Annotated in this window: 22 protein-coding genes; 2 read left to right on the top strand and 20 right to left on the bottom strand. The window is 26.7% G+C overall.

Annotated elements, in window-relative coordinates; genetic code table 11:
- Window positions 1-42 precede the first annotated feature (42 nt).
- The 10 genes from JW646_RS08325 to JW646_RS08370 form a co-directional block, all read right to left on the bottom strand.
- Entirely contained in the window at window positions 43-831 is a 789-nt protein-coding gene (locus tag JW646_RS08325) for a hypothetical protein (RefSeq protein WP_074919711.1), read from the bottom strand.
- 136 nt (window positions 832-967) lie between these two features.
- Complete coding sequence (locus JW646_RS08330) at window positions 968-2,212, bottom strand: hypothetical protein (RefSeq protein WP_228417261.1); 1,245 nt, start codon at window positions 2,210-2,212, stop codon at window positions 968-970.
- A 203-nt stretch (window positions 2,213-2,415) separates the two neighbouring features.
- The gene (locus JW646_RS08335; RefSeq protein ID WP_206925072.1) at window positions 2,416-2,961 is read right to left on the bottom strand and encodes a DUF2812 domain-containing protein; all 546 of its coding nucleotides are present in this window, start codon (window positions 2,959-2,961) and stop codon (window positions 2,416-2,418) included.
- 5 nt (window positions 2,962-2,966) lie between these two features.
- Entirely contained in the window at window positions 2,967-3,308 is a 342-nt protein-coding gene (locus JW646_RS08340) for a PadR family transcriptional regulator (protein WP_206925071.1), read from the bottom strand.
- Window positions 3,309-3,471: 163 nt separating this feature from the next.
- Window positions 3,472-4,344, bottom strand: a complete 873-nt coding sequence (gene rsmA / locus JW646_RS08345) for a 16S rRNA (adenine(1518)-N(6)/adenine(1519)-N(6))-dimethyltransferase RsmA (protein ID WP_074919714.1) — start codon at window positions 4,342-4,344, stop codon at window positions 3,472-3,474.
- A gap of 10 nt (window positions 4,345-4,354) precedes the next feature.
- On the bottom strand, window positions 4,355-4,885 hold the full coding sequence (gene rnmV, locus JW646_RS08350) for a ribonuclease M5 (RefSeq protein WP_074919715.1): 531 nt from the start codon (window positions 4,883-4,885) through the stop codon (window positions 4,355-4,357).
- A 125-nt stretch (window positions 4,886-5,010) separates the two neighbouring features.
- A complete protein-coding gene (locus JW646_RS08355) occupies window positions 5,011-5,631 on the bottom strand; it encodes a DUF3786 domain-containing protein (protein ID WP_228417263.1) in 621 nt (206 codons plus the stop codon).
- Between the two features lie 255 nt (window positions 5,632-5,886).
- The gene (locus JW646_RS08360) at window positions 5,887-6,096 is read right to left on the bottom strand and encodes a hypothetical protein (RefSeq protein WP_206925068.1); all 210 of its coding nucleotides are present in this window, start codon (window positions 6,094-6,096) and stop codon (window positions 5,887-5,889) included.
- Window positions 6,097-6,119: 23 nt separating this feature from the next.
- Window positions 6,120-6,323 carry a helix-turn-helix transcriptional regulator gene (locus JW646_RS08365; RefSeq protein WP_074919718.1) on the bottom strand — a complete coding sequence of 68 codons (204 nt, stop codon included), beginning with the start codon at window positions 6,321-6,323 and terminating at the stop codon, window positions 6,120-6,122.
- Between the two features lie 13 nt (window positions 6,324-6,336).
- Window positions 6,337-6,738 (bottom strand): hypothetical protein, encoded by a 402-nt coding sequence (locus JW646_RS08370; protein WP_074919719.1) that lies wholly within the window; start codon window positions 6,736-6,738, stop codon window positions 6,337-6,339.
- A 388-nt stretch (window positions 6,739-7,126) separates the two neighbouring features.
- Between JW646_RS08370 and JW646_RS08375 the strand changes: the two genes are divergently transcribed.
- A complete protein-coding gene (locus tag JW646_RS08375; RefSeq protein WP_228417265.1) occupies window positions 7,127-7,411 on the top strand; it encodes a hypothetical protein in 285 nt (94 codons plus the stop codon).
- A gap of 68 nt (window positions 7,412-7,479) precedes the next feature.
- On the opposite strand, the gene JW646_RS08380 is transcribed toward JW646_RS08375, so the two are convergent.
- From JW646_RS08380 to JW646_RS08390, 3 genes are all read right to left on the bottom strand, one after another.
- The gene (locus tag JW646_RS08380) at window positions 7,480-8,589 is read right to left on the bottom strand and encodes a geranylgeranyl reductase family protein (protein ID WP_228417267.1); all 1,110 of its coding nucleotides are present in this window, start codon (window positions 8,587-8,589) and stop codon (window positions 7,480-7,482) included.
- A gap of 167 nt (window positions 8,590-8,756) precedes the next feature.
- The gene (locus JW646_RS08385) at window positions 8,757-9,401 is read right to left on the bottom strand and encodes a YidC/Oxa1 family membrane protein insertase (protein ID WP_228417268.1); all 645 of its coding nucleotides are present in this window, start codon (window positions 9,399-9,401) and stop codon (window positions 8,757-8,759) included.
- A 52-nt stretch (window positions 9,402-9,453) separates the two neighbouring features.
- Complete coding sequence (locus JW646_RS08390; protein ID WP_074919723.1) at window positions 9,454-9,684, bottom strand: hypothetical protein; 231 nt, start codon at window positions 9,682-9,684, stop codon at window positions 9,454-9,456.
- A gap of 137 nt (window positions 9,685-9,821) precedes the next feature.
- On the opposite strand from JW646_RS08390, the gene JW646_RS08395 reads away from it, so the two are divergent.
- Window positions 9,822-10,286, top strand: coding sequence for a VOC family protein (locus JW646_RS08395; RefSeq protein ID WP_228417270.1), 465 nt, complete (start codon window positions 9,822-9,824; stop codon window positions 10,284-10,286).
- Between the two features lie 59 nt (window positions 10,287-10,345).
- On the opposite strand, the gene JW646_RS08400 is transcribed toward JW646_RS08395, so the two are convergent.
- From JW646_RS08400 to JW646_RS08430, 7 genes are all read right to left on the bottom strand, one after another.
- Window positions 10,346-10,780 carry a hypothetical protein gene (locus tag JW646_RS08400; protein ID WP_228417272.1) on the bottom strand — a complete coding sequence of 145 codons (435 nt, stop codon included), beginning with the start codon at window positions 10,778-10,780 and terminating at the stop codon, window positions 10,346-10,348.
- Between the two features lie 20 nt (window positions 10,781-10,800).
- Window positions 10,801-12,066, bottom strand: a complete 1,266-nt coding sequence (locus JW646_RS08405) for a DUF5643 domain-containing protein (protein WP_228417274.1) — start codon at window positions 12,064-12,066, stop codon at window positions 10,801-10,803.
- 1 nt (window position 12,067) lies between these two features.
- A complete protein-coding gene (locus JW646_RS08410; RefSeq protein WP_228417275.1) occupies window positions 12,068-12,574 on the bottom strand; it encodes a sigma-70 family RNA polymerase sigma factor in 507 nt (168 codons plus the stop codon).
- A gap of 166 nt (window positions 12,575-12,740) precedes the next feature.
- Window positions 12,741-13,337: a DUF3793 family protein gene (locus JW646_RS08415; protein WP_228417276.1), complete on the bottom strand. Its 597-nt coding sequence runs from the start codon at window positions 13,335-13,337 to the stop codon at window positions 12,741-12,743.
- Window positions 13,338-13,440: 103 nt separating this feature from the next.
- Window positions 13,441-13,959, bottom strand: coding sequence for a hypothetical protein (locus JW646_RS08420; protein WP_228417277.1), 519 nt, complete (start codon window positions 13,957-13,959; stop codon window positions 13,441-13,443).
- Between the two features lie 13 nt (window positions 13,960-13,972).
- The gene (locus JW646_RS08425) at window positions 13,973-14,629 is read right to left on the bottom strand and encodes an ABC-2 transporter permease (protein WP_228417278.1); all 657 of its coding nucleotides are present in this window, start codon (window positions 14,627-14,629) and stop codon (window positions 13,973-13,975) included.
- 1 nt (window position 14,630) lies between these two features.
- Window positions 14,631-15,464: an ABC transporter ATP-binding protein gene (locus tag JW646_RS08430; protein ID WP_228417279.1), complete on the bottom strand. Its 834-nt coding sequence runs from the start codon at window positions 15,462-15,464 to the stop codon at window positions 14,631-14,633.

Genomic DNA, 15,464 nt, shown 5'->3' on the forward strand with positions numbered 1-15,464 from the left:
AAAAAGTAGAAAATTTGACTTATCAAATTTTCTACTTTTTTATTATTTAGATAATTGAAAAACCTCATCCTTAATATAATCATATAAAGCTGTATGCACTTCGTAATAAGAATTTAATCCTTTGGATTCTATTTGTACGTAGTTAGCTCCCATAACTTCAACTTTGGCTTCATAATTATCGGCTTTAATTTCAATTACAAAATTATATTTACTTCTTTCCTTACTTTTTTCTGGTTGTACTTTACCAACCACTCTCTTCGCAGCCATTGTATTGGCTATGTCATCATATTTCCACTTGCTTAAATTCTTAGTTGTGTCTTTATAAGTTATCTTAACTTCTTTCCATGTTTTATATTGCTTTATAAAATCAAATGATGTATAGATACCCTTATCTAATATTTTTTTTAATTCATCTTTAGATGCTACAGGAATTTTATAGTATTCTTCTTCATTGACTGTATAAATTCTTATTACATCTAAATTTGTTGAAAACTTTAGTCCATCATCTGAATATCCTTCATAAGTAGACTCATAAGATGCTGGTTTTCTTATTTTGCTAATATCCTCAAAAGAGTATCTTAACTCTTCTAATAATTGCTCATCAACTCTAACATCTGATACAGTACCATCAGATAAATATATCTTATCTTTTTCCTCTAATTGTTTAAGTAAAGATCTATTATCTTCAGGCTCTTCTATTTTCACTGCATTGTCTTTACTGCTATTGTCTTTATTAGAGAAAAGAGTAAACGATATAATATATACACCAAAAAATAGTATAATAGCTGCAACTAAAAACACTGATTTTTTTATTCTTCTTTTTCTAGCCATGTCTTACCCCCGGTTAAATGTTTTATATAACTATTATATAACTTTTTGTTGTTAATTTTAAGATTAATTTATTTTAAATAGTTCTTTTCATTACATCTAACTTACTATTTCATGTGTATTATATAATATAAACCGTTTATTTAACTATTCTTCTCGCTTTACAATCCACAAAACATAACCAGTAACCTAAAGAATTATTTCTATTATCACATGCTTGATATCTTGTAAATCCTGTATTTCCTTTATCTGGTTGTTCATTTTTTCTTCCTGGCACTGCATAAATGTAATATTGTCTCTTATTATATTCATCATACTGTACTCCAAATAAGTAGTGTCTGTATTTATAAGATTGCATTATAGCATCGCTGTACATAGTGTAGTTTAAAGAATTTACATAACCTAAGTATGGCATTGTATATCCACATAAAGTCGTTGGATTAATTTCCATTTTCCACCATCTGGTACTATCAATATAATCTGCTACAAAAGGTTTTACTTCTCTAAAATATTTTAAACCTTTTTTTATTTGTCTTGGCATTAATAATGTCCCAGCTGTTTTTGTTGATTCTGTTTTTGTTTTTACTGTTTCATAAGCATTTTTTGTGTATTGCTTTTCTAAAACAGACTTGGCTTTGTTTATTTTCTTTTCAATATAGTCATCATCTCTACTTTTAGTATTTTTCTTTTCTTGAACTTTGTGCTGTATATTAGGATGAACTTCTTCATATTCATCATCATCTACTTCCTCGTATTCACCTTCTTCAATTTCTTCATAAATAACTTCCTCATACTCATATTCATTATCTCTCATTTCATCTTCTTCAATATATTCTATTTCTTCATATTCCTCGTATTCCTCATACTCGTCATCGTCTACTTCTTCTTCTTCATTTATATCTTCATAATCAATAGGTTCGTCATCAATAACATCATCCACCTCAACATATTCTACTTCTTCGTATTCATACTCGTCATCATCAACTTCTTCAAACTCATATTGTGGCGGAAATAATATTTCTTCAAAGTTTTCTATTTTGCTCCCCTTAAAACCTATAAGTGGTACTGCTCTATCTTGTACAACCGCTATTCCTTTTATGTCTATGTCTTCATCACCCATATCCAGGCTAAACTCACCTTTTCCTTGACTATTAACATTAAAGTTACCTAAATCTATGGTTTCGTAGTCACTTCTTATTGCTACTACTGAATATCCTTCACTTACACTTTTTAGGTTTTCAGCATACAAAGCTATAACTGATTTCTCATCAGTGACTTCAATTTTCACAAAAGCCTTTGGCGATACCTTATCTTTAAATCTATAGTTCATGTCTTTAGCTTCTAGCATAATATAATCTCTTTTAAACTTTCTTTTGGTAGCCATCAGTTTCTCACCCCTTAACATAATCTCTCAAGAAATTATATGTAATAACTTATTTATTAAGTACTATGAATATCTCTGAATTTTTTCATATAACTAAACTAGCTATTTATTTCAGTATTAGTTTTTGTCACATAAAAATAGAATGAAGCATTTTATTCCACTTATTTGTTAATAAAATGTTTCATTCTACTTTAAAATTTATATTATTTAACTATATTTTTGTAAGCTTTTATTGCACATATTAATAGTGAAACTGTTAAGCCTAAACCTCCACCTGCTACTATATATAATCCCATTCTAAATATTTTCATCCATATTGAATTAATAAAAATTGATCGTGAAAAGTGTGCTCCTATCATACATAAAACTACAATTGCTAATATAACTACTATCTCTCTTTTTATTGATTTATATAAAACTTCATATTTTAAACTTTTACTTGTTTTATCTGTATAAATAGGTTTCGTACCCACTGGTGCTTTAAAAAAATAATATCCTTCACATGAGCATACATATTCCCATGGAGTATTTTCAAATAACTCTAAATAAGATTTTTCATCATCTTTATCCTCATTAAAATCCAAACAATAAACAACATCTTCTGGTTCATCTTTTCTTAGTTTATACGATAGCTTTTCAAAAGATTCCAATATCCACCCCTCTTTTGCCAATTTACTAAGCTTATTCATATCTTTTTCTTCAGATAAAACTAATCCACCACTCATTTTATATTTAAATTGTTTGCTCATATGCCTTATTTTCCTCCTATTCTTTCAAAAGCTTTAACGCCATGAAGTGCCATTTTGTATCTTCTATCTTGTTCCTTTCTAATAACCATATTTCCCTTATCTGTTAACTTGTAGATTTTTTTTCTTGATTCTTCTCCCTCTAAAGTTATATAACTCTGTACTTGCATTTTTTTCAGCATAGTATACATAGTTGCAGGACCTATTGAAACTTCTCCTTGCGTTAGTTCTTCTATATATTTAGATATTCCATATCCATGCATTGGCACTAGTAATGCTAGTAATATATAATAGCCTGGTTCTGTCAATTGTTCTTCTTGTAAAGAATTATTTCTACTAATTTTAACCACCTTCTACCTTTTTATATCTTTTTAAGATATATCACTAATGGATATATCTATATCTATTTATAATGTATCACTAATGGATATAGTTGTAAACCATTTTTTACCAACAAGATCCTTTTGAAATTTTTTGCACAAAAAAGCCAGTCCTAAGACTGACTTTAAGTAATTATTTATTTTCGTTGTGAATTCTATTTGCTGCATTTGATAATGCTGCAAATTCTTCTATTGATAGAGTTTCTCCTCTTCTTTTTTCATCTATATTGGCTTCTTGTAAAGCCTCTCTTATTTGATCCTTAGTTAAAAATCCAAGTCCTCCTAATGAATTAAGAAGAGTTTTTCTTCTTTGCCCAAATGATGCTTTAACAGTTTTGAAGAATACATCTTCATTATCTACATGATATATTTGTTCTTCTCTTACATGAAGTCCTATAACTGTTGAATCAACATTTGGTTGTGGCATAAACATATGTCTCGGAGCTTTTGCGACTATTTCTGTATCACAGTAATATTGAACTGCTACTGATAATGCTCCGTAATCCTTAGTGTTAGGCTTAGCATTCATTCTATCAGCAACTTCTTTTTGAACCATAACAACTATATCAGTTACTGGTATATCTTCTTCTAAAAACTTCATAACTATTGGTGTAGTTATGTAGTATGGAAGGTTCGCTATTAATTTTACTGGCCCTCCATTTAATTTTTCTTTTACTAGTTCTTGCACATCAACTTTTAATATATCTTTATTGATTACTTCTATATTAGGGAAATCTGATAAAGTTTCTTCTAATATAGGAATTAATGTTTTGTCTATTTCAATGGCAACAACTTTCTGTGCCGTTTTACCCATTTCTTTTGTAAGTGTTCCGATTCCTGGTCCTACTTCTATTACGTAATCTCCTTCTTTAACTCTTGCTCCTTCAATAATTCTGTCTATTACGTTTGTATCTATTAAGAAGTTTTGTCCCAATGACTTTGAGAATTTAAAATTATGTTTTTGAACAACTTCTTTTGTTGCCTTATGCGATGATAATCTATCCATATTCGTCTCCTTATAAACTTTCTATTGCCTTGTTAAACTCTTCTCTTGAAACCCCGTAGTTATTTAACCTGTTTAAAAATTGCTTAGCATTTCCGTATCCAATTCCTAGTATTTGTCCTACAGTATCTCTTCTATAAGATGCATCTTCATTGCCTATAAGTCCGTTTGTTACTAAGTCAACTTGTGAAAATTCAGTTCTTTTTTCTGTGCTTTCAGTTCTAACCTTATTTAGAGCTCTTAGTATACTTTCTGGAGATGCATTCTCTATTCCTATATCTCCATCTTTTTTGGCTTCTTCTCTTGGTAAAAATGCATGCTTGCATCCTGGTACTTCTGCTGCTATTTTTTTTCTAATTTTTTCTCCTGCAAAATCTGGATCAGTAAAAATTATAACACCTCTTCTTTCTTGAGCTGCTTTAATTCTTTCCATAACTCCTTTAGGGAATCCAAATCCTCCAGTAGTTATTAGTTCACAATCCAACGCTCTTTTTACAGCAGTAACGTCATCTCTTCCTTCAACTACTATTATTTCTTTTATCATTTTATATAATCACCTTTTAATCTATTTATTATAATTATTTTAAATTCAGTTCTTTAATATCATATCTTTATATTTTACGTTTTTTACTAGATTTAATCAAGGTTTAAAATAACTGATTACATATATTAATCTCTTCCTATCTCATTAATAATTTTATTAATTACATATCCTCCTAGACCAATTATACTTTCCACATGCATCATATATTGCACAGAAGAATCAAATAAAAGTGTGGCACTTGGAGAAATTTCATCATCACCTTCCCATATTACAACACGACAAAATACCTTTGGAAAAACTTCAAACTCAAATGCTACATCACCCATTTTTATTTCTTTTCCACCCAGATTTTCTCCACACTTTCTTAATTTTGATGAATCATAACCAAAAGTGTTAATTAAACTGACTATACTACTTTTATAGAAAGCCGGATAAAACATCATCCCTCCATTTGGTATTTCTTTTAGACTTACCCACTTGTTAGTTTTATCTATATTATTTTCTGTAAAGGACAAATAATTTAATATCATAACCCCAGTTTCAACACTTGGTATTTGATTATCATCACTTCGTCTTATTGTTTCATCATTACAATTTAAGATGTATTCTCTATTAAATACTTTTATATAAAATTCTTTCTTATCTTCGTCATATGTAACATTTCTTATTTCTTCCACGTTTTTAAAATCTCTTTTTTGCAGTGTTTTCCACTCATTATAATATGCTACTTTATAATTACTCTCCATCCTTATTCCCTCCTATAATATTCTATATATCATTATTGTAGCCTAGATATATTAATAAAGTAATTATCTAAAATAGTTTTAATCTATAAATATCTCTTTTATTATTTGTAACTAGAATATTATTCTACTATTTTAATTTTATATAAATTTTTAAATTCTATTTAGATATCTGATATCGATATAAAATAAAAAAGATATGAACTCGCATAGAATTCATACCTTTTTTATTTTAATATAAGTTACTTTGTTTTAACTTTATTTAATTATAAAAGAAGCAATACCTATTATTATACAAAGTACCCCACCTGCTAATTGACCTATTCCAGAAGCTTCCCCAAAAATTATTAGATTAAATATATTTTTCCCTCTTTGGGTTTTTCCAAAAAAAGCGTCATCAGTTTTCATTCTATATGTTCCCCAAACTACTAATATCGCTCCAAAAATCATCATAAATATACCTGGCATCGTGCTATCTCCTTATTCTTTTTTTATTTGTCCTCTTCTTCAAATATAAATACCTCTTCGATATATAAACTAAATACCGAAGCAATTTTATATGCAAGAAGAACCGACGGGTTATATTTTTGTTTTTCTAATGATATAATTGTTCTCGATGATACACATACTTTATCAGCTAATTCTTGCTGAGTTATGCCATGTTCTAGACGTAATTCTTTAACTCTATTTTTCATTATTTCACCACATTTATATTATATAGTTATAATATTTTCGTGCTAAAAATTCAGTTATTATAAAGGTAACTAGTATTATAAATAATGAAATATCTCCATTTATAATTGTAAATTTCGAAACAAACATTACTATAAAAATAGTTGTTAAAATTACCTTTAATGTGATTTTAGACACTTTACCATCTACTAACTCATCTCTTTCATCGTACTCCTTTGACAATTGATCATCTACTTCTTTACGATTTTTATTATACATATAATAATCAAATATTGTATAAACGAATGCAATCAATCCAATCAATATATAAAAAGTATCAACATATATATTAGATGGTTTTCCCAATAAGATATTTACTATTGATATCACAATAATTAAAATAGAAAACAAAATACGTTCAATAAGTTTATTTTTCAAAATAATCCTCCTTGCCTATACAGACACTCACAATATGAAGTTGAGTTCATGTGAAATAAACTTCATATGAACTTAACTTCATATTACATGTTTTTTTGTTTTCAGTCAATACAATTTTTGTATTCTTACAAAAATGCAAAGATGCGTTCTTATATAATTGATATAAATTATATCTTTGTACCAAAACATTTTACATTTTTATCACTACAATAAGTAAAATATTTTTTAGTAACAATATTTTCAAAGGAAAAATCAAATGAACTATCTAGACTTATATCTAAGAAAAAATAATTGTAAAAGATATGATGTTCATAAAAAAACAGGAGTAGGTCAACATCTACTTTGAGAAAATACAGCATTTGAAGCTTATAATCCTGATGAATTATTATTGGGTTTAAAAGAGCAATGGGATTACATAGTTATTAAAGGAGCTTATGGAAAAGAACTTTATAATATAATGAAAAATCAACTTTCTGAAACACTAACTTTAGGATTTGAATTAGGAGGTGGAGGTTGTATAACTATACGTACTTCCGCTATAGAGACTGTAAGAGATTTATTTAGTAACTGCGATAAGACTAATATAGAAATTGAGAAAAAACTTAGACTTTATAAATTAAGTAGTATGTCTGATGACATAGTATTTTTAACTTTAAAACAATTAGATTATTAATAATGTTTATATAAATATAGGGAATGTATCACAAGAAAAATGCTTATATACATTCCCTTTTTAAGTATTTATTTATGATGAAGTACAATTTCTAATAAATCATAATTTGATTCATACAAACAGTCATTAAATATATAACTTCCGAATTTCTCATTTTTCATAGCATTAAAAATAGGCTTTCTAAATTTATAAACTAGTTTCTTAAGCTTAGCACCTTTACTTATGCTTTTGGTGATTTCATTAATTTCATCAATATATTTATCAATCTCATTTGTATCATTTGTTTTTAAAGCATTAATAATCGTATTGGATGCTTTTATTCCCGATAACATTGCAAAATATATTCCCTCGCCTGTAAATGGGTCCACTAAACCTGCTGCATCTCCAACCAGTAATAAATTTTTTTCCTTATTAATTGGAGTCTTTATGTATTCACCAAAAGGTAACATAGCACCTTTGAATTTTTTTCTTTCACAAGTTATACCCAAGTTATTTAAAAATTTTTCAAATTCTTTATGATAGTCTATTTTTTTATCATAGTTTCCACCAAAACCAATGGTAAAGCTATTTTTCTTTGGGAATATCCAAGCATATCCTTGTGGAATAATTCCATAATACAAAGACATATTATTTCCCTCATAATTAAACTTATTTTTGTCAACTTCTACTTGTAGGCAAAATCCATTTGCATTAAATTTTTCATCAACTAACTTTTTTGTTATACCTACAGCTCCATCTGCACCTATTAAATATTTAAACTTAATTTCTCGGTGATCAGATAAAGTTATTATGTTTTCTTTTGTATTAATTTTTCTAACGCCAGTACCTTCTATAAAAATACCATCCTTTTTCTTATACTCTTTAACTAAATAATCATCAAATTCAAATCTGTCTACTAAATAAGTTAACCCTTTAGTTTTTATATCAGCTATGTGCTTATACTCTAAATATAAACTACCACCTTCACTTAGTACTGAGTTTTCAGTATTAAATTCATTATGTAACTTTAGAGTTTTCATTAATTCAAAAGTTTTATAAGTTATTCCCCCTGCACAAAGTTTATTTCTCGGAAATTTTTGCTTATCTATTAAAATACAAGACATATTATTGTTTATTAAATTATGAGCAGCAGCTACCCCTCCTGGACCCGCTCCAATAATTACAACATCACATTTCATAACATATACTCCTTATAAGGTTTTATAATTATAGTTTCCATGTTATCAATATTTCAAACAAAAAATGCCTAAGACACTTCTTAGACATTTTCCATATTAATATATTCAATTATTATATAGATTAAAAAAAACCTGTTCCAAAACTTGAAGCAGGTTTCTATTATCAATTAAATTAAGCTACCTTTATTCTTTAAGTATATTCTAAAACAGATATCTTCCACTAAAGTATATAAACTACTTGTTATAAAATATAGCCCTATTGCTACAGGAGTTCTTGCTGTTAACAAAATCCCCATAATTACTGTGGATATAATCATTTGCTTATTAAACATAACTTGTGAGCTTGTTCTAAAATAAGGTATCATACTTATTAAATTTGGAGCCAACATAGTTAAAGTATATATACAAGGTATTATAAATAAATTATCACTAACATTTAAACTACTAATCCATGGTATTAACACACTTGGTGACGTATTCGGCATATTTAAAAATGTTTGGTAAAGTGCACATACTATTGGCGTTTGTAGTAAAATTGTTGAACATCCCATCATACTTTTCATAGTTTCCATTGAATGTTCTTGCAGATGCTTTTCCATTTCCTTAGCATTATTTTTGTATTTTTCTTTTATGTCTTTCATTTTTTCTACCAAGTCTTGTTGTTTTCTCATCGCAAATTTTTGTTTTAGAGATAGAGGCATTAAAACTAATTTTACCATTAAAGTGATAACTACTATGGCAATCCCTAAATCCCCTGTAAAACTGAATAATATATTTAATAAATCTTGTAACATACCTGAAATGAAATTCATTTTATTATCTCCTTTGATTTTTAGTTTGGTTTTATAAAATGTTTCATTTCAATTAAAATAAGCTACAATACCTCCAAATATCATACTTTTGATAACTGAAATACTCTTTTGGTTCTAGCTTCTCAGAGTACTTAAACATATCTAGAGATATATTTTTTATTAAAATATATTCAATTTGATGAGATATTCTTTTTTTACAAAAATAAGCTATACAACTTATAATTGATAGAAAAAATGTCATATATATTAATATGTATAGCATATTTTCTAAATCTAACTTCATCTATTCACCTCATTAAATTAAAATATTAATACTAGTATAAGCTATCATTATTGCTATGTAAACTTTATTATTTACAACCCTTACAGTTTTTAGCTAGAATTTAATTAATATATAATTTTAATAAAGGGGTGATTAATATGAAATTTGCAAACCCATTAATAGTAGTTTCTGACATGGAAAAGTCTAAACTATTTTATTCTACTGTTTTAGATTTAGATATTGTTTTAGATTTTGGGGCAAATGTAACTTTAACTGGGGGAATAGCCCTCCAAACAAAGGAGTCTTGGTGTAGTTTTATAAATAAGCCCAAAAATGAAGTTTTCTTTGGTGCAAATAATAGTGAGTTATATTTCGAAGAAGATGACTTTGATAATTTCATCTCAAAATTGAATCAAATTCCAGGAATATGTTATGTCCATCCTATTATTGAACATTCCTGGGGTCAGCAAGTTGTCCGTTTTTATGATCCTGATAAACACATTATTGAAGTTGGAGAAAATATGAATAAGGTAGTTAGACGATTTATAAATAAAGGAATGTCTGCTGAAAATGTAGCTATTAAAATGGATGTTCCTGTTGATTATATAAAATCTTGTCTTTAATAAATAAAAATAGTAGCTTACATAAGCTACTATTTTTATTTTGATTGTATAAATCTTTACTACTTAATATTTTCTTTAAAATTAATAGGTGAAATACTCGGATAATACCCATCATAATCTAAGTAGGCCCCTATTACCTTGTTTTTGTCTATAACTAAACATAACATTATGGGTCTATCTTTAAATTTAGATTTTTCCTTTAATTTATATGATACTACTCTCCTATCTTCTGTCATTGAATTAAAATTATCCTTAGAATATCCACCTTCTATGCTAGCTTCTTTTATCAATTTAAATGCACCTGCATCTCCAACTAAAATGTCAGATTCACTAAGTATTTCTGATTCTAGAGAGTATCCTTCATTAGCTACTATTCTTTTAGCTTCTTCAAGTGCGATTTGGTCTATATTATTATTGTTAATATGATTACATCCAGATATAAATAAAATCATCAATATTATTGTACAATTTATAATATACTTGACTACTTTCATATTTATACTCCTTTTTAAACTTACTTTTTAATTAACGTATTTTCTACCTCCACATTTATAGGTATCTTATACTTTAGAATTATTCCTAAATCTAGATCATAACTATCCCTTTTATCTATATCAAATATAAGCCCATGAATTGAATCACTATAATAACCTTCTATTGTACTATCCTTATCTATATAGCTTACACCCATATAAGCAATATCATCATTATTCAAAACTTCAACTACTAGTCTATTATTCCTATATTTAACTTCTTTAATAGTTACTTTAGTCCCAAAATAATCTATCACTTTAGGATAATCATCATTTAATTCAATCTTTATTTTCTTATTAGCATCAACAAGAACCCCTTCAGCTTTTAAATTTAATGTTTTGCTTTTATCATAATAAACTGATGGAACTATACTCTGTTTATATCCATCCTTATGTCCCATTCCAGCTAATGCTATATTTTCTTTATATAATTCTCCATTATCAGATATTATCTTGAAATTATATATCCCTTGAATATTTCCTATACCTTTTACTTTTCCACTAGTATATAAGTACATCATAGTTGGAGACGCTTCTATTTTTTCTATATTGAAATTTAGATTTTTTTCTTTTATGGATTTATTTATTTCTATATTTTCACTTGTTTTCATTTCCTTTGGTATTTCTATAGTCATTTTTGATTTACCTAATATCTCATCTTTAGTATTATTATACTTTACTAGTTTTAGCTCAACTTCTAATTCATTTTTATTTTTTATTATTTCACCTACTCCATCTCCAATTATTAAAACATTTGCCTTTAGTTCTTTATTTTCTCTATTAAAACCTCCATTATTTATTGTTATTTCATTACTTTTAAGTCCCTCAACATATAGAACACTTCTACCTGACATATTCTTTACATCATTTTCTATTATTGCATCAAAACTAATTCTTAGGTTGTCTATATACATATTTTCAATTCTTATATTATAGTCACCTATTTTTATATTTTGTTTTTTCGAACCAACATAGCCAAAATTCACTGCATTTTCTACTCCAATATCTCCAAATATATATTTAAATACTGTATCTCCAAAAGTTCTAAAAGATGGGATAGTACCATATGAAACACATACTACTAAAATAGATGCAACTAATGCATATATACATTTTTTATATTTCTTATTAGGCTTTAGCTCTTTCAGCTTTATATTTAATTTTTCTTCAAGTTCATCAGGAACATTTATGTTTTCACCATCAAAATTTTCTAATAATTTTTCTATTTCTTTATCATCAATTTTCATACTATCTCACCTCCAACTCTTTTTTCATATCTTTAAGTGCACTATACATTTTTCCTTTCACCGTTCCTATAGGCACATCCAAAATTATTGCTATTTCTTCTAGCTTATAACCCATATAATATTTAAGCTTTATCATTTCTCTAGTTTGAGAATCTACTCTTTGCAAACATATTTCCAAGTCTAACTTAGACTCTTTATCTTCATAATTTATCTCTCTTCTTTCTTCTATTTCATCAAGGAAAATGACCTTACTATTTTTAGCAATAATATTTTTTGCTTCATTTATCACAATTTTTAAAAACCATGTTTTAAAATATTGTGATTCTTTTAGATTAGTAATATTTTTTAACCCCTTTTCCACTGCTTGTAAATATGCATCCATGCTATCGTGATCATTTTTTAATATTGTATATGCTAATTTATATCCTTCATCTTTTAAGCTATGTACTAAAATACTATAGGCATTAAAATTTCCTCTAATTGCTTTTTTGACTAGTTTTTCATCCATACTATGCCTCCCTTCACATATTAGACCCATGAAAACAATAAAAAGTTGTAAATTTTTCTATTTTATTTTACACTACTTATAGACACTTAAAAATAGATATAAAAAAGACACTATTTTATTTATAAAATAGTGTCTTTTTTATGCAGATATTTGTTAATTTTAAATTCTATATAGCTCTTTTTAACTCAGTTATGTTCATACTTTGAACCATCTCCTTCATGATGGCTTTATCTCTCATAAAATTATTATAAACTTCATAAGAAGTCTTTTGGTCTCCATAAATTCTCCAGTTGCGTATTTCTACTAATTCGTTTTTGCCATATCCCATAAACCCTAATACATCTTTAAGAGGATATCCTAAAAATACTCCGATTTCATGAGGAAATTCTTCAGATTGAAGTCTATACACTAACTCATCCATATAATCATTCAACCTATATTTAGATGAGTACCCAACAAATTTTAAGAAGTTTATACATCTTTTATTTGACAGCACTTTATCCATAGATTTTTCGTTAATAAATAAAACTCTTTTTCCTCCATCATGTGTAGTAATTATTCTGTACGTAACTCTAGAACAATGACTAAAAAAAGATTCTATTTGTACAAGCTTTACTTTCTTTTCTTCATTACTACCTGGTACATTTATAATTTCTGATGGTTTTGATCCCAAAATTACAGCACCTATCATTTCTAGTATTCTTTTTATATATATTGAATTTGATTTATTTTCACAACAATTTTTATTACAGTCAAATTTCATATTATCCCCCTCTTAATTGATAATTATTATCACTACACATTCATTATACCAACATTGATAATCATTTTCAACTATTTTTAGATAATATGTTTTTTATACCTTTCTAAACATCTGTTTTTTTAATTCTAGTTTCTCCTCCTGAAGAACATACTAAAAACAATAAACTATTTTTACCTTTCCTAAATTTATAAAACTGAGCCATACAATTAACATCTATAGATTTTGTATTGTACTGACTTTCATCAATCTTAATTGATTTAGGAATTTTAAAAATAATATCTCTTTCTTTTCCTCCATCTATGCCATAAACATAATCACCGTCAAAATTGCCCTCTTCTTCTCCCTCAAAATAAAAATTTCCTACGTTGTTACTTTCACCAATGTATTCAAAGGAAAGTCTCAAATCACTTAATGATGCTATATTATTCGTATTATTTTTAAAAGTTACAGTTATAATGTGACTGTCACTATTTGATTTATAATCTTTATACTTCACTGTATACATATCTTCAGTGTCCCAATTATACTCATTGGCATCTTTTAAACTAAATGCGAAAATACAAAGTAGGAAAATAATTGGTAAACATATAAATATACTAGCCTTAAAAAACTTTTTATCCATCTACTATCACTCCTTACTGTGCAATTTCTTTTTTATTATAAATTTTCTTTGAAATATACATAGATACTAAATACATAATTATTACTAAAATCAATTTTACTATTAATGTTTTATCTATTAAAATAGGAGCTTTTTCCCATTCACCCATCATAAAAGTTTGCATATTTCGCGCCCTAAATATTCCCATCATTACAACAACTGCTATAATCATATTTAAAATTATATAGGATTTTCTATATCCATACTTAAAGGTTAACGGAAATGTTATAGATATAAATAATAGTACTAAAATTAAAGAAATTAGAACTACATCCATATTAAAGTTTCTAAATTCCAATATATTATTTGCTATTTTGGAACAAAAATATGACAACAGTAGTGAGCCAATTATAATTACCGTTGCAAATAAATATTTACTATAAACAATATCATCTTTTTCAATAGGCATGCTATTAAAAAAATAATCACATTTATTAAGTTCATCTAAATAAAAACTTCTGAATATAAAAATATAGCTTAAAAAGAAAGTTAATGTTACTGTTGATAGTGGTGTAAATATTGAAGGTATTAAAGTAATTGATATTAAAAATATTCCTATTATAAGTTTTAAAATTGTTTTTGTATCTACTTTAAAACAACATATTAAATCTTTTTTCAGTAAATTAAACATTTTATAGCTCCTTTCCATAGTAATATATGATATCTTCTAAGCTTGCTTTTTGAATATTTAATCCATTAATATTATTTTCTTCATCTATAAATAACCCTTCACTATAATAGTCAGTATGTTTTTTATTTATTAATTCGATCTGTAAATTATCCAAATCTTTTTTTTCACATCTAATTATCTTGTAACTTTCACTTATAATTTCTTTATCTTCACTAAATATTAATTCTCCATTATTTATAAAAGTTATGTAATCTGCTGCCATGCTTAAGTCTTGTGTAATATGAGTTGAAATAATAACACTCTTATCTCCATTTTCCAACTCTTCTTGAAGTATCTCTATCATTTCTTTTCTAAAAATAGGATCAAGTCCTGATGTTGGCTCATCTAATATAAGTAACTTTGCATTATGAGAAATGGCATTAGCCAACATCAGTTTTATATTTTGGCCTTTTGATAGATTTTTTATTTTTGAATTTTTGTCTATTTTAAATTTTAATAAACAACTATCAAACTTGTAACTATCAAACTTTGAATAAAAAGATGACACAACATTTTTAAAATCTTTAACTTTTAGATTTTCATAAAAATATAAATTATCATAAACAAATCCTATATTTTCTTTAAACTCTTTAGGATTTTCTAATATATCTTTTCCTTGAAAATAAATTTTTCCCTCATCAGCTTGTAGTAAATTCATTATTAGTTTAATCAAGGTTGTTTTCCCTGATCCATTCGGACCTATAAGCCCCATTATAAAACCCTCTTTTAAATGAAAGGATATATCCTTCAACTCAAAATTATCAAATTTTTTACTTATGTTTTCTAATCTTAGCAT

Origin of the sequence: Terrisporobacter hibernicus (genome assembly GCF_020809405.1) — a bacterium.
Classification (GTDB): Bacteria; Bacillota; Clostridia; order Peptostreptococcales; family Peptostreptococcaceae; genus Terrisporobacter; species Terrisporobacter petrolearius.

Excerpts from the sequence above, each read along its gene's own strand:
- JW646_RS08325 (WP_074919711.1), bottom strand. The coding sequence starts at position 831 with ATGGCTAGAAAAAGAAGAATAAAAAAATCAGTGTTTTTAGTTGCAGCT.
- JW646_RS08330 (WP_228417261.1), bottom strand. The coding sequence starts at position 2,212 with ATGGCTACCAAAAGAAAGTTTAAAAGAGATTATATTATGCTAGAAGCT.
- JW646_RS08335 (WP_206925072.1), bottom strand. The coding sequence starts at position 2,961 with ATGAGCAAACAATTTAAATATAAAATGAGTGGTGGATTAGTTTTATCT.
- rsmA (WP_074919714.1), bottom strand. The coding sequence starts at position 4,344 with ATGGATAGATTATCATCGCATAAGGCAACAAAAGAAGTTGTTCAAAAA.
- rnmV (WP_074919715.1), bottom strand. The coding sequence starts at position 4,885 with ATGATAAAAGAAATAATAGTAGTTGAAGGAAGAGATGACGTTACTGCT.
- JW646_RS08355 (WP_228417263.1), bottom strand. The coding sequence starts at position 5,631 with ATGGAGAGTAATTATAAAGTAGCATATTATAATGAGTGGAAAACACTG.
- JW646_RS08360 (WP_206925068.1), bottom strand. The coding sequence starts at position 6,096 with ATGCCAGGTATATTTATGATGATTTTTGGAGCGATATTAGTAGTTTGG.
- JW646_RS08365 (WP_074919718.1), bottom strand. The coding sequence starts at position 6,323 with ATGAAAAATAGAGTTAAAGAATTACGTCTAGAACATGGCATAACTCAG.
- JW646_RS08380 (WP_228417267.1), bottom strand. The coding sequence starts at position 8,589 with ATGAAATGTGATGTTGTAATTATTGGAGCGGGTCCAGGAGGGGTAGCT.
- JW646_RS08385 (WP_228417268.1), bottom strand. The coding sequence starts at position 9,401 with ATGAATTTCATTTCAGGTATGTTACAAGATTTATTAAATATATTATTC.
- JW646_RS08390 (WP_074919723.1), bottom strand. The coding sequence starts at position 9,684 with ATGAAGTTAGATTTAGAAAATATGCTATACATATTAATATATATGACA.
- JW646_RS08395 (WP_228417270.1), top strand. The coding sequence starts at position 9,822 with ATGAAATTTGCAAACCCATTAATAGTAGTTTCTGACATGGAAAAGTCT.
- JW646_RS08400 (WP_228417272.1), bottom strand. The coding sequence starts at position 10,780 with ATGAAAGTAGTCAAGTATATTATAAATTGTACAATAATATTGATGATT.
- JW646_RS08405 (WP_228417274.1), bottom strand. The coding sequence starts at position 12,066 with ATGAAAATTGATGATAAAGAAATAGAAAAATTATTAGAAAATTTTGAT.
- JW646_RS08410 (WP_228417275.1), bottom strand. The coding sequence starts at position 12,574 with ATGGATGAAAAACTAGTCAAAAAAGCAATTAGAGGAAATTTTAATGCC.
- JW646_RS08415 (WP_228417276.1), bottom strand. The coding sequence starts at position 13,337 with ATGAAATTTGACTGTAATAAAAATTGTTGTGAAAATAAATCAAATTCA.
- JW646_RS08420 (WP_228417277.1), bottom strand. The coding sequence starts at position 13,959 with ATGGATAAAAAGTTTTTTAAGGCTAGTATATTTATATGTTTACCAATT.
- JW646_RS08425 (WP_228417278.1), bottom strand. The coding sequence starts at position 14,629 with ATGTTTAATTTACTGAAAAAAGATTTAATATGTTGTTTTAAAGTAGAT.
- JW646_RS08430 (WP_228417279.1), bottom strand. The coding sequence starts at position 15,464 with ATGCTAAGATTAGAAAACATAAGTAAAAAATTTGATAATTTTGAGTTG.